Source organism: Gammaproteobacteria bacterium (assembly GCA_034522055.1).
Classification (GTDB): Bacteria; Pseudomonadota; Gammaproteobacteria; order JAABTG01; family JAABTG01; genus JAABTG01.
In genome coordinates this window covers 1,171,074-1,184,716 of record JAXHLS010000006.1, presented here as the reverse complement: position 1 = coordinate 1,184,716, position 13,643 = coordinate 1,171,074, and the positions used below count along the sequence as shown (strand labels likewise).

Sequence of the window (13,643 nt, the reverse complement as noted above, 5' to 3'; positions counted from 1 at the left end):
ACACTGAAAAGGGGACGCGAAAAAAGGGGACGGTGAAAAGGGGACGGAGGGATTAATATCTATTCCCTCCGTCCCCTTCCCCCCCTTTTTTTTCCACATATGGATAAATCGCCGAGGGGGCTCGGCTCCTAGTGCGTCCGTGGAGGCGCATTTTCTGCACGGTGAGAGTCCGTGTCGGGGTAAGCCAAGGCCCCGTAGTCGAAGGTAACTGCGTCGTCGCGAGGCGGGGTGGAGAGCAACCGGAGGCGAACTGGCGGTCCGTAGGATGACGAACTCGATTCGGCGGTACGGGACGGCGAGCCCGCTAGGAGAAGGTGAAGCCTGAAAATCATCGGATGCGCTGGGATTGGCGTGGAAAGCGACATTCGGGTCCCCTCCGTGGTTGGAGACGGAACGCTGGGAAGGAAATGCGAGAGAAGCGGGGAGACCTGACCGCCGTGGTGACGGTGGGCAGGAGTCAGAGCCTTCGTAGTACTGAACGGTTCTGCTGCGGTCATGGCGAGGTGCTGCGGAAACGCGGACCCAAGAGCTGGAGGGCGTCCTCCGCCTAAAACCGTGGGTGGTGCCGGGAAAGCGCGAAGAACAGAAATCGCGCCGAGGGAAGGGAGGCAGGAAGGTGGATGGGTGAAGTCCGGAGGAGGTGAGCGCGTATGCAAAGGGTCGAGAGTGTCTCGCAAGAGGCTAAGCCAGACTCGTCCAACCCGGTGGAATGGCCGTGGGTGGACCGCACGATCTGGACGGAGCGCATGTTGGCGGCGCTGGGTAACGGCGTCCAAGGGACGAAGTGGTTCAGTCTGATCGACAAGGTGCATCGCCCCCAGACCCTGGAACGGGCGTGGCAGGATGTGCGGGCCAACCGGGGTTCAGCGGGGGTGGATGGCCAGAGTGTGCAGCGTTTTGAGGCCCATGCCGAGCGGTATCTGGCGGAGTTGGGAGAGGCGCTGGGAATTGGACGGTACCGACCGGATGCGGTGCGTCGGGTGGAGATTCCGAAGGGGACAGGGACGCGTCCCCTGGGCATTCCGACGGTGAAGGACCGGATTGTGCAGGCGGCGATGAAGCGGGTGCTCGAGCCGATTTTCGAGCACCAGTTTTTGCCGATGAGTTACGGGTTTCGCCCGGGTCGCGGGTGCAAGGATGCGCTGCGGGAAGTGGATGGGCTGGTTCGGGAGGGCTACACCCATGTGGTGGATGCCGACCTGGCCCAGTACTTCGACACCATCCCGCACGAAGCGTTGATGGCCCGGGTCGAGGACCGGATCAGCGATGGTCGGATCCTCGACCTGCTGCGCGCCTGGTTGCGCCAGGACGTGGTGGCGGAGATAGCGCGCTGGACGCCGACCCGGGGCTCGCCCCAAGGGGCGGTGATCAGTCCGTTACTCGCGAATCTGTACCTGCACGGGCTGGATGTACACATGACCCAGCGCGGCTATCGGATGGTTCGGTATGCTGACGACCTCGTGATCCTGTGTGCCAGTCCGGACGAAGCCCAGGAGGCGCTGCAGGAGTTGCGGCACTGGGTGGAGGCCAATGGTCTGCAACTGCACCCGGAGAAGACCCGTGTGGGGGATTGCCGGCAGCCCGGGGAAGGCTTTGAGTTTCTCGGGTACCGGTTTGAAGCGGGACGGCGGTGGGTACGCAAGAAGAGCCGCAAGGCCCTTTACGACCGGGTCCGGGCCAAAACCCGGCGCAGTCGTGGGGATTCGCTGGCGCGGATTGTGGCCGACCTGAACCCGATGCTGCGTGGCTGGTTCGTGTATTTCCAGCACGCGCACCCGTGGACCTTTCCTCGCGTGGACGGTTTTGTCCGACGTCGATTACGGGCGCTGTTGCGCAAGCAGCAGAAGCGCCCGGGAGCGGGTCATTGTCAGTCCGACCATCTCCGCTGGCCGAACGCGTTCTTCGCTGCGGCTGGGCTTTTCACCATGACCGAAGCCCGGACGTTGGCGAGCCAATCCCGATGAGGTAACCACCGACTGGAGAGCCGTGTGCGGGAGAACCGCATGCACGGTTCGGAGGGCGGGGAGGGTCACTCCTTCCCGACCCCTATCAGGCGGGTTCGATGAGCGATGTAGGTGTAGGAGGCCAGCCCTTTGGCCGATTGGGTGGTGGGGGTGCGATCGTCGAGGGTTAATCGCCGAGGGGGCTCGGCTCCCAGTGCGTCCGTGGAGGCGCATTTTCTGCACGGTGAGAGTCCGTGTCGGGGTAAGCCAAGGCCCCGTAGTCGAAGGTAACTGCGTCGTCGCGAGGCGGGGTGGAGAGCAACCGGAGGCGAACTGGCGGTCCGTAGGATGACGAACTCGATTCGGCGGTACGGGACGGCGAGCCCGCTAGGAGAAGGTGAAGCCTGAAACTCATCGGATGCGCTGGGACTGGCGTGGAAAGCGACATTCGGGTCCCCTCCGTGGTTGGAGACGGAACGCTGGGAAGGAAATGCGAGAGAAGCGGGGAGACCTGACCGCCGTGGTGACGGTGGGCAGGAGTCAGAGCCTTCGTAGTACTGAACGGTTCTGCTGCGGTCATGGCGAGGTGCTGCGGAAACGCGGACCCAAGAGCTGGAGGGCGTCCTCCGCCTAAAACCGTGGGTGGTGCCGGGAAAGCGCGAAGAACAGAAATCGCGCCGAGGGAAGGGAGGCAGGAAGGTGGATGGGTGAAGTCCGGAGGAGGTGAGCGCGTATGCAAAGGGTCGAGAGTGTCTCGCAAGAGGCTAAGCCAGACTCGTCCAACCCGGTGGAATGGCCGTGGGTGGACCGCACGATCTGGACGGAGCGCATGTTGGCGGCGCTGGGTAACGGCGTCCAAGGGACGAAGTGGTTCAGTCTGATCGACAAGGTGCATCGCCCCCAGACCCTGGAACGGGCGTGGCAGGATGTGCGGGCCAACCGGGGTTCAGCGGGGGTGGATGGCCAGAGTGTGCAGCGTTTTGAGGCCCATGCCGAGCGGTATCTGGCGGAGCTGGGAGAGGCGCTGGGAATTGGACGGTACCGACCGGATGCGGTGCGTCGGGTGGAGATTCCGAAGGGGACAGGGACGCGTCCCCTGGGCATTCCGACGGTGAAGGACCGGATTGTGCAGGCGGCGATGAAGCGGGTGCTCGAGCCGATTTTCGAGCACCAGTTTTTGCCGATGAGTTACGGGTTTCGCCCGGGTCGCGGGTGCAAGGATGCGCTGCGGGAAGTGGATGGGCTGGTTCGGGAGGGCTACACCCATGTGGTGGATGCCGACCTGGCCCAGTACTTCGACACCATCCCGCACGAAGCGTTGATGGCCCGGGTCGAGGACCGGATCAGCGATGGTCGGATCCTCGACCTGCTGCGCGCCTGGTTGCGCCAGGACGTGGTGGCGGAGATAGCGCGCTGGACGCCGACCCGGGGCTCGCCCCAAGGGGCGGTGATCAGTCCGTTACTCGCGAATCTGTACCTGCACGGGCTGGATGTACACATGACCCAGCGCGGCTATCGGATGGTTCGGTATGCTGACGACCTCGTGATCCTGTGTGCCAGTCCGGACGAAGCCCAGGAGGCGCTGCAGGAGTTGCGGCACTGGGTGGAGGCCAATGGTCTGCAACTGCACCCGGAGAAGACCCGTGTGGGGGATTGCCGGCAGCCCGGGGAAGGCTTTGAGTTTCTCGGGTACCGGTTTGAAGCGGGACGGCGGTGGGTACGCAAGAAGAGCCGCAAGGCCCTTTACGACCGGGTCCGGGCCAAAACCCGGCGCAGTCGTGGGGATTTGCTGGCGCGGATTGTGGCCGACCTGAACCCGATGCTGCGTGGCTGGTTCGTGTATTTCCAGCACGCGCACCCGTGGACCTTTCCTCGCGTGGACGGTTTTGTCCGACGTCGATTACGGGCGCTGTTGCGCAAGCAGCAGAAGCGCCCGGGAGCGGGTCATTGTCAGTCCGACCATCTCCGCTGGCCGAACGCGTTCTTCGCTGCGGCTGGGCTTTTCACCATGACCGAAGCCCGGACGTTGGCGAGCCAATCCCGATGAGGTAACCACCGACTGGAGAGCCGTGTGCGGGAGAACCGCATGCACGGTTCGGAGGGCGGGGAGGGTCACTCCTTCCCGACCCCTATCATGGATAAATCGCCGAGGGGCTCGGCTCTTCCGGGACATCGCCGCGGGCCTCGACGAGGCGAGCCTGGCAGGCGAACTCACCTATGCCCGGGGCCGGGACAAGGGGGACAAGTCCCTCGAGATCTACAAGTTCTACATCAACGCCCTGTACGTGGCGGTCACCCGGGCGGTGAAGAACCTCTATCTGCTCGAGCCCCAGCCGCGCCAGCAGGTGCTGGAGCTGCTCGGCCTGGGCCAGGTCTACGAGGACGTGGAAGGGATGGACGAGCAGCGCTCGAGCCTGGAAGAGTGGCGCCACGAGGCCCACCGTCTCGAACTCCAGGGCAAGGACGAGCAGGCGGCGGAGATCCGCAGCCACATCCTGAAAGAACGGGGAGTGCCCTGGAGCGTGCTGCGCGGCGACGCTCTCGCCGAGCTGGAGCACAAGGCCCTCGAGGGCCGGGAGAAGAAGGCCGGCATCGCGCTGATGGAGTACGCCTTGGTCTATCGTGACCAGCGTCGCCTCAACGCCCTCGAGCAGGCGGGCGTCAAGGCCGTCAAGAACCCGGCGAAGGCCCTCGACCTGATCGAGAAGAAATACTACCTGCCCTACGGGCTCAAGACACCCGCCAAGGTGCTGCGGGACACCGAAAAGTACGGGGTCGACTTCCGCAACGTGTTCGGCCAGACGCCGCTCATGATCGCGAGTCGCATGGGCAATGCGGAACTCGCGGAGATGCTGCTGGACCGGGACGCCGACACCACCCTGGTGGACGGCAACGGCCTCAACGCCTTTCAGATCGCCCTCGACCGGGCATGCACCGACGAGCGCTTCGCGCGCACCCGGCTGCCGCCCATCTTTGAGCGCCTGGCGCCGGCGAGTCTCGACGTGCAGGTGGACGGGCGCCTGGTCAAGCTCGACCGCAGCCAGATGGAGTACCTAATGCTCTGCCTCGCCATGGTGCTGTTCTACCAGCGTCTCGGCACCAGCTGGGCGAAGCGGCGGATGCTTCTGACGGCGGTGGACTTCGAGGAAGTCCTCGCGGACTTCCACGACTCCGTCGTGCCCCAGCGGCGCAAGCGGCGCCCGTATATCTCGTCCATCCTGGCGAAGAACGAGGTGAATCGGGAAGGTCCATACAACCGTAAGCTGTTCAGGCGCGTGCGCCGGGGTAGCTATGTGCTCAACCCGGGGCTCGCCCTGCGCATCGAAGGCCGCTGGCAGCGCATCTACCAGGTGCTCTCCCCCGAGCGTCTCGGCGTGGAGCTTGAGGACGATACCAAGTGGGCGCAGTCCGGCTGGTCTTCGAATGAGCTTTACCAGCAGGCCATCGACGAACTCGGGGCCATGCTGCGAGGCTTCGACGACGAGGAGCGGCTGCGCCAGGAGGAGGCCGCTGCGCCGCCCGCCCCCCCGCGGCCCCGGTGTGCAGGTGGATATGTTCCCGGAATGAGGTGGATCCGGGGTTGGATCCGGCCGGTATCGATCGAAGGCTCAAGGAAGCGGTACGCACCGCGACGGGACTGACCTGCTCCATCGGAGTCGCCCCGAACAAGCGGCTGGCGAAGATGGCCTCGGAGTTCGACAAGCCGGACGGCCTCTGCTGGGCGTGCGCGTGAGCGCGTTGGTGTCGAGGGAGGATACGGCCGCGAATGCAGGGTCCTGAGCACAGGGCGAGTTGGCCTTTGACGAATGAACCCGATGGCATCTGTGGCGCGGAAGACCGAAGAAAGTTAAGTGTTCCGTTGCCACGAATGGTTTCCAGCGGCGCCCCCAACAACCGTGACCCCAGCCCGCTGAGGTGGCCCATAAGCCGGAACGGTGGCCGCGGCATCCATGATTCAACCGCGTGCGCTATTCGCTCGAATCCCGAACTTTCACGGTACTTGAGGACTGATCTAATGGCCGCCCGACCGGACTACGGGGATCTTTGCTCTGCAAAAATTCCAACACGGGTAATAGTGACTGTTGCGGTGCTTCTTCATGGGGCAAATGGCCGACACTAGGCAGCCTGTGCACATGGCTGTAGGCCAGGGCGGCCATGTAATCGTCGGCATTGCTGATCGGAATCACTGCATCCTGCTCGCCCCACAGCAGCAGTACCGGGGCGCGGATCTGCTGCAGCAGCGGTTGGGGTTGCAGCAAATAGACCTGTTGTAAGCGCTGCACTACCGCCGCGCGATTGCCGGGATATAACAGCAGGTCGTGATAACGCGTCACCAGTTCATCGCTGACCGTCCTGGCATCGGCATAGGCGGGCGAAAGGTTCATGCGCAGCAGAAATTTCGGCAGTACAAATTGCATCAACTGCATGACGGCGGGTATATCGGGCTTACGCTGGTAATCAAATCCGGGACTGGCGAAGCCATCCGGTGAAATCAGCACTAGTTTGTCGACCCGTTCCGGGTGGGCGGCAGCAAATCGCCATGCGATACGGCCACCCAGCGAGTTGCCGATCAATGTGGCGCGTTTAATCTCCAGCCGCTCCAACAGCGCCAGTAGCAGCCGTATGGATCGCTCGTCGCCGTAATCCCCGGTGGGGTCGGGACCGGTCAGGCCGAATCCCGGCAGATCCAGCGCGATCACCCGGTATTGCTGCTTAAGTGATTCGGTCCAGTGCTCCCAGGTATGGAGACTGGAGCCCAGACCATGCAAGAGAACCAGTACCGGCGCATCTTTAAGCCCGTCATCACGCACATGCAGCGTGATGTCCGGGAGATGCACGTAATCGTCGGCGGAGCGCAGATAATGCCGTTCCAGATGGTCTATTGGGCGATCCGGCGTCCACAAGTACCAGCCGGCCAGCATCAACAGCAGGATCAACGGGATCAACCATTTGATCATCTCCATGTCCACCTGCTCTTTGGGTGAAGGCATTCTCTGCCGTTCCAATTTTCCATGGGTTTGCCTCTCATGCCCGCATTATATGTCGAGAAGCACGGTGATGAATGGTTGCCGCCTAGGACGGAGTCGAACAGCCTGAACGGTGGAACCGCTGCCCTGCTTCCACCCTGCGTGCTGACCTTGATACTCTTTTTTAGCCGTTGCCATGCCCGGCGCGCTTCCTGCACGGCGCCACCCAGCTTTTCTACACCGACATCGCCGGCGGCGTGCTCGCTCTCCCGCTGGGACTCGTGGCGGAGCCGCCGCTCACCGCTGTGACGGGTGATTGCCCGTGCTCCCGATTGATGCGTTCTTACAGTGCATAACCTAGATAGGCCGCCACGTCCATAGGCTATTTCGTCAATAGGTCATTTCGTCAATAGGATATAATCCGTCATCGGCAATAGCCTTCCCCGGCAGCCCACGTTCAAGGACCACACCATGTCTCCTCCCCGTTCCAAACCCATGCGCGAGAGCACGCCCAGCCCGCAGCTCACCGAGTTGCCTGCCCTGGGCATGGCGCCCGCGGACCTCTCCCACGACTATCGTCGCCACTACAGCCACACCCTGGGGCGGGACAAGCACTGCAGGTCCGGCCACTACGCCTACGAGGCCCTGGCCCTGATGGTGCGGGACCGTCTCATGGAGCGCTGGAAGAACACCCGCTATGCCTGCGAGCAGCAGAGCTGCCGGCGGGCCTACTATCTGTCCCTGGAGTTCCTCATGGGGCGGACGCTCGGCAACGCCATGCTCAATCTGGGGATCACGGACGCGGCCACCCGTGCCCTGGCAGACCTGGGACTGGTGCTGGAGGAGATCCGTGAGATCGAGCATGACGCGGGCCTCGGCAACGGCGGCCTGGGCCGGCTGGCGGCCTGCTTCCTGGACAGCTGCGCCACCCTGCAGCTGCCGGTGCAGGGCTACGGGATCCGTTACGAATACGGCATGTTCCGCCAGCACATCGAGGACGGCGAGCAGGTCGAGGAGCCCGATCACTGGCTACGGGACGGCAATCCCTGGGAACTGGAACGCCCCGAATACACCCGCCGCGTCAAGAGCGGCGGGCGCTCCGAGTTCTACCTCACCGCGGAGGGCGCCCAACAGGCCCGCTGGGTGGACACCCACGACGTGCTCGCGGTGCCCTACGACATACCCGTGCCCGGCTATCGCAACGGTACCGTGAACACCCTGCGCCTGTGGTCGGCGGCGGCCACCGACGAGTTCGATCTGGGGGAGTTCAACGCCGGCAGCTACCCCGAGTCGGTGGCGGCCAAGAACGCCGCCGAGCACATCACCATGGTGCTCTATCCCAACGACGCCAGCGAGAACGGCAAGGAGCTGCGGCTGCGCCAGCAATACTTCCTGGCCTCGGCCAGCCTTCAGGACATCCTCGCCCACTGGTGTCGGTGGCACGGAGACGACTTCAGCACCTTCGCCGATAAGAACTGCTTCCAGCTCAACGATACCCACCCCTCATGTGCGGTCCCCGAGCTGATGCGCCTGCTGATGGACGAGCACGGCATGGGTTGGGATCAGGCCTGGGACATCACCTCGCGCACCATGGCCTATACCAACCACACGCTGCTTCCCGAGGCCCTGGAAAAGTGGCCGGTGCGCCTGTTCGGCCAGCTCCTGCCCCGGCTGCTGGAGATCATCTACGAGATCAACGCCCGCTTCCTCGAACAGGTGGCCGAGCGCTGGCCGGGAGACGTCGGGCGCGTTCGCCGCATGTCCCTCATCGAGGAGGGCGACGAGCCCCAGGTGCGCATGGCCTACCTGGCCATCGTGGGCAGTTTCTCCGTCAACGGCGTGGCCGCGCTGCACTCGCGCCTGCTGCAACAGGGTCTGTTCCGGGATTTCCACGACCTCTGGCCCGAGAAGTTCAACAACAAGACCAATGGCGTGACCCAGCGGCGCTGGCTTGCCGCCTGCAACCCCGCCCTGGCCGAACTCATCAGCCAGACCATCGGCGAGGACTGGACCGCGGATCTGGAGCGGCTGCGGGAGCTGGTGCCCCATGCCGATGATCCCGCCTTCCGGGAGCGCTGGCAGACGGTGAAACAGGCCAACAAGGCCCGCCTGGCAAAGATGGTCCAGGCCGATTGTGGCGTGCGCTTCAATCCTGAGGCCCTGTTCGACGTCCAGGTCAAGCGCATCCACGAGTACAAGCGCCAGCTCCTTAACGTGCTGCATGTCATCCATCTGTACGACCGCATCAAGCGCGGCGACACCGCCGGGTGGACGCCGCGTTGCGTGCTCATCGGAGGCAAGGCCGCCCCCGGCTACTTCATGGCCAAGCGCATCATCAAGCTGGTCAACGACGTGGCCACCGTGGTCAACGCCGATCCGGACGTGGGCGAGCGACTGCGGCTGGCCTTCGTGCCCAACTACCGGGTCACCGCCATGGAGCGTATCTGCCCCGGCACGGATCTGTCCGAGCAGATCTCCACCGCCGGCAAGGAGGCCTCGGGTACCGGCAACATGAAGTTCATGATGAACGGGGCCGTCACCATCGGCACCCTGGACGGGGCGAACATCGAGATCCGGGAAGCGGTCGGCGAGCAGAACTTCTTCCTGTTCGGGCTGACCGCCGAGGAGGTGGAGGCGGGCCGCGCGGCCTACGATCCGGCGGCCATCATAAGCCACGACGAGGACCTGGCCCGGGTCATGGAGATGCTGGAATCCGGGCTGTTCAATCCGGCCCAGCCCGGGTTGTACGACCCCCTCGTGCAGGCCATCAGGAGTCCCCATGACCCGTGGATGGTCGCCGCCGACTTCCGCAGCTACGTGGATGCCCAGGCCCAGGCGGCGGCCGCCTACCGCGACCGGGAACACTGGACCCGCATGAGCATCTTGAACACGGCGTTCAGCGGGCGCTTCTCCACCGACCGCACCATGGCTGAGTACAACGCCGAGATCTGGCGCCTGGATCCCGTGCCACCCTTGCCGATGGCCTGACTTCGTGGGTTGGAACGACTACCGTTCCCGCAGTAATAGGCACGAACACCCATTTCCGCGATGGCGTGCGGGCTTATCGGCGGCGGCGCTTTTGCCAACCCAGTCCTGCCAGGCCCAATCCCAGCAAGCTGAGTGAAACAGGTTCTGGTATGGCGACTGTCGCGTGAGATCTGTAGAACCAACCGCCAATTTGGGCTGAAGAGCTGTCAATGGCAGCGGTTGCTGTGTTTATCGCGCGGTCGACCGCCGGGTCATTATCGCCAAATGCGTCTCTAAGGGTGGCCTGGCGCGCAGACGAGCTGTTGGGTGGGCGTGAGGACGTAAGTCCAGTAGCAAATCGGAAGTTGGTGCCAGTAAAGGTAGGCTCGAACCCGGTGTCGTCGAAAAATTCAGGGGCCCAACTGCTGTCGTCTTCGTCAAAACTGTTTAATCCACCGGGGTGGGGTGTAAGAGCGTTAAACAGGTCGCCCACCTCCAGGGCCGACGCCCACGACCCCCCCCGTGCCAATATGAGTTGCGACACCCGTAGACGTTAATTTAGTGTGCGGGCGATGGGTTCACTGATGGGTGTTTTCTCCTCGGGTGGTGGATTGATCCACACGGCGGCCGGCATTGACGGCAGTTGGGGTCGCTTGTTTTTGAAACGGTTGGGGTTGGCCAAGAATGCGGCATCCAGAGTGTCCTGGCGGATGATCCGCAGGTCGGCGGCCAAGCCGTAGTGGACGCTGTGCGGTGTCATATAGCCGATGCTGCTATGGCAGTGCTCGGCGTTGTACCAGGCAAAGAAGTCTTGACAGTGGGCTCGCGCATCCTCGATGCAGCCGAAGCGCTGGGGGAATGCGGGCCGGTACTTCATGGTCTTGAACTGCGATTCGGAGTACGGGTTGTCGTCCGAGACATGGGGTCGGCTGTGGCTCTTGGCGACATCCAGGTCGACCAGCAGGCTGGCGACCGGCTTGGAGCGCATGGCCGCACCCCGGTCGGCATGCAGGGTCAGCCTGCCGGGCTCGATGTTGTGCCGGGACACCGTGTCGGCGATGAGTTGCTGGGCGAGCTCGGAGGACTCCCGCGGGGCGATGAGCCAGCCCACGACGAAGCGGCTGAAGATATCCAGGATCACGTAGAGATGGAAGCAGGTCCACTTCGCGGGCCCCTTGAGTTTCGTGATATCCCATGACCAAACTTGGTTGGGCGCCGTGGCCAGCAGTTCGGGTTTGGTATAGGCCGGGTGGGTGAGTTGGTTACGCCGCTCGCGGCTGGCGCCATTGGCCGCCAGTAGCCGGTACATAGTGCGCACCGAGGCGAGGTAGATGCCCTCGTCGAGCAGCGTGGCATGCACAGCCGCCGGCGCGGTGTCGGCGAAGCGTTCGCTGTTCAGGGTGTCCAGGACCGTCTGCCGTTCGTTGGCATCCAGGGCCAGGGGCGGGCAAGGCCGAGGTGCCCGTGGCCGAGGCGGCCCCATGACTGCGCGGCGATGCACGCGGGCCTTCTGGCGTGCAGGCTCGCCACGCCCCAGGTCCATGGCGCGACATGCTGCGCCGATGCCGAGCGAGGGGGGCGAGTTCCAAGGCGGCGGCCATCAAGTGTTCCCGCGCTTGTCGGTGGCCGCCAGCAGATCCAGCAGCGCAGTAACTTTTTTTTGGACCTCGATGACCAACTGCGCCTTGTCGAGTTCGACGCGCAGCTTGTCGCGCTCGCGGGTGAGCTGGGCAATCTGCTGTGCATCGATGCGCGCGCCAGCATCCACCTTGGGACCGCGCTTTTGCGGCGCCAGTGCCGCGAGGTCTGCGGCTTCACGTTGGCGCCGCCAGGTGCTCAGGGACGATGAGTACACGCCCTCGCGGCGCATCAGCGCGCCGATTTCTCCGGGCTGGGTGCATCGGTCAGCGGCCTGTAGAATGCGGCGCTTGTCGGCGTTGGTGAAGGTGCGGCGACGCGCACGCGGCACCACCTCGGAATCGCTGCCGGGCGGGATCGGGGCGGCGCCGATCCGGGCGCATCTTCAGTCGCCCTACGGGCTCCTTGCGATGCGCCCGGATCGGAAGAAACATTCTCTGCGTGCATGGGCACCTTCGACTGCTGGTTGATCTTCATACCTACCTCTTTACTCACTGATCTCTCGGGGGTAGGTGTCGCAACTCATATTGGCACGGGGGGGACGACGCGGAGTTCCTGCGCGATACGGAGGGTTTGACCGGCACGGTGTTGGACTCCGAGGCCCTCACGTTTCTCGAGGACTTGATGGCCCGATGCGCGGCCAGTGAATCGCTTATAGGCGAATTCGTGGACGCGCCTCACTGGCGTTTCATCGAACTGCGCTTTAACCCGGCGGAAGCGGAACGCATGCAAAATGGTAGGGGCGAGATGGCGGACAGTGACGGTTCCGTTTGAGGGTTTGGTGCCCTAACAGCCTGTCGGACTTTCGTCTCACCGGCCGGAATTGGTCATTTTTTGCACAATTTGCGCATCGCTCCGCGAAATCTTTGGCACTCAATTTCCGTGAACGCTCAACTTTTCACGTAGGAGACATGTCGCAAGCTTAAGTCCGACAGGCTGCTAGGCGCCCTTTAGTGGCGCCAGAATTTACTGCCGTTTGGTCCGCTTCTCCCAAGAGCGAAATATTTTAGCAGTTCATGAAATGCTGAAAGAAGGGTGTTCCTAGATGCGCTCGCTTCTTCTATTTCCGAACCCCTTGTATCAGGATGAGTGTGTCTGCATTCGACCCAAACCGGCCACCCTTACCGCCTGAGGGTCCGCAACGGGATGTCCTGCGGACCGCGAGGCCGGTGCGTAATTTCGCATTGCGCCTGAGGGCGGTGGACTGCCCCGACCGGCAGCGCCATGCCGGCGGTAACGGCCTGCTTCAGGAGGCGGCGGCCTGCGCCACGATATCCGGGTACTGCCCGATGACGCGCACATAGGCCACGGCGAAATCCGGAGCCGTGACGCGTGCTTGCTCCCAATCCCGCAAGGTGCCGACCGGAACACGAAACCGGCGCGCGAACTCGGCTTGCGAGAGGCCAAGCCCGCTGCGTGTCTTGCGGATCAGCCGCGCACGCTGGCCGCGGTCCAACGCCTCGGGCGTTACATTGAAATCCTCTGGGTCCGCCGGATCAGCAGCCAGAATGATAGGCTCTTTCTTCACCTGTGTTGCTCCTTCGCACGGAAATGAAACGGGGCAGGTCGTCCCGCCAGACGAAAACGCCGGTAAACAGCTTGTCCCCCACCAGACCGACCACCTTGAATCGCTCCTCCCCGTCGATCTCGCGGATAGAGGGGAGGATCAGGTGATCGTCGTCCTCGAAAATGCGGTCGCCAAAAGCTAGAGAAAGCTGGTGCTTGATCTGATTGACCGCATCCTTCGCGGGATCGAATCTGTCTTCCATGGCGGAAAATATACTGGAATTCCGTAGTGGATACAAGGCGAAACATATGGGTTCCCCGTATTCCTGCCGCCAATGGTGTGACGATGCGACAGGTGTTTGCAGGCTCCCTTGATGACCGTACCGGGTAGGCAACCGGTCACTCGTAAGAAGTCCTTCGGTGACCGCTCGGGGCCGAGCCCTCCCAATAGCTGTCCGTTGCCGACCCTGAGCGGCCAGTCAACGGGAAGCTTCCGGTGCCCACCGTGGGAACCTTGTCACATTGTCGTGAAGGAGCGTCGAGTCAGGGCTACGGTTCCGGTTAGGGCAGTCGTTACACTCCCACGACACCCTTTTCAAGGGCGAGTCCCACGGCAGGTGAG

The 13,643-nt window shown here is 63.4% G+C and carries 8 protein-coding genes and 2 pseudogenes; 5 read left to right on the top strand and 5 right to left on the bottom strand.

Annotation, left to right across the window (positions count from 1 at the left end; translation table 11 throughout):
- Positions 1-650 precede the first annotated feature (650 nt).
- From ltrA (U5S82_24225) to U5S82_24210, 4 genes and pseudogenes are all read left to right on the top strand, one after another.
- Positions 651-1,964 (top strand): group II intron reverse transcriptase/maturase, encoded by a 1,314-nt coding sequence (gene ltrA, locus U5S82_24225; GenBank protein ID MDZ7754672.1) that lies wholly within the window; start codon positions 651-653, stop codon positions 1,962-1,964.
- Positions 1,965-2,676: 712 nt separating this feature from the next.
- Positions 2,677-3,990, top strand: coding sequence for a group II intron reverse transcriptase/maturase (ltrA, locus tag U5S82_24220; GenBank protein MDZ7754671.1), 1,314 nt, complete (start codon positions 2,677-2,679; stop codon positions 3,988-3,990).
- A gap of 346 nt (positions 3,991-4,336) precedes the next feature.
- Complete coding sequence (locus U5S82_24215) at positions 4,337-5,584, top strand: ankyrin repeat domain-containing protein (GenBank protein MDZ7754670.1); 1,248 nt, start codon at positions 4,337-4,339, stop codon at positions 5,582-5,584.
- Positions 5,530-5,658: pseudogene (locus tag U5S82_24210) on the top strand (DNA polymerase IV). Before U5S82_24215 ends, U5S82_24210 begins: the two are co-directional and overlap by 55 nt.
- Before the next feature lie 253 nt (positions 5,659-5,911).
- On the opposite strand, the gene U5S82_24205 reads toward U5S82_24210, so the two are convergent.
- Positions 5,912-6,907, bottom strand: coding sequence for an alpha/beta hydrolase (locus U5S82_24205; protein ID MDZ7754669.1), 996 nt, complete (start codon positions 6,905-6,907; stop codon positions 5,912-5,914).
- 474 nt (positions 6,908-7,381) lie between these two features.
- On the opposite strand from U5S82_24205, the gene U5S82_24200 reads away from it, so the two are divergent.
- Positions 7,382-9,898 (top strand): glycogen/starch/alpha-glucan phosphorylase, encoded by a 2,517-nt coding sequence (locus tag U5S82_24200; protein MDZ7754668.1) that lies wholly within the window; start codon positions 7,382-7,384, stop codon positions 9,896-9,898.
- Between the two features lie 73 nt (positions 9,899-9,971).
- Here U5S82_24200 and U5S82_24195 read toward each other — a convergent pair whose 3' ends face one another.
- The 4 genes and pseudogenes from U5S82_24195 to U5S82_24180 all read right to left on the bottom strand — a co-directional run bounded on the left by U5S82_24195 (position 9,972) and on the right by U5S82_24180 (position 13,284).
- Positions 9,972-10,370, bottom strand: a complete 399-nt coding sequence (locus U5S82_24195; GenBank protein ID MDZ7754667.1) for a PEP-CTERM sorting domain-containing protein — start codon at positions 10,368-10,370, stop codon at positions 9,972-9,974.
- Positions 10,371-10,430: 60 nt separating this feature from the next.
- Positions 10,431-11,888 (bottom strand): annotated as a pseudogene (locus U5S82_24190) (IS3 family transposase).
- 873 nt (positions 11,889-12,761) lie between these two features.
- Complete coding sequence (locus tag U5S82_24185; protein ID MDZ7754666.1) at positions 12,762-13,043, bottom strand: helix-turn-helix domain-containing protein; 282 nt, start codon at positions 13,041-13,043, stop codon at positions 12,762-12,764.
- Positions 13,012-13,284: a BrnT family toxin gene (locus U5S82_24180; protein MDZ7754665.1), complete on the bottom strand. Its 273-nt coding sequence runs from the start codon at positions 13,282-13,284 to the stop codon at positions 13,012-13,014. Before U5S82_24180 ends, U5S82_24185 begins: the two co-directional genes overlap by 32 nt.
- Positions 13,285-13,643: the final 359 nt, after the last annotated feature.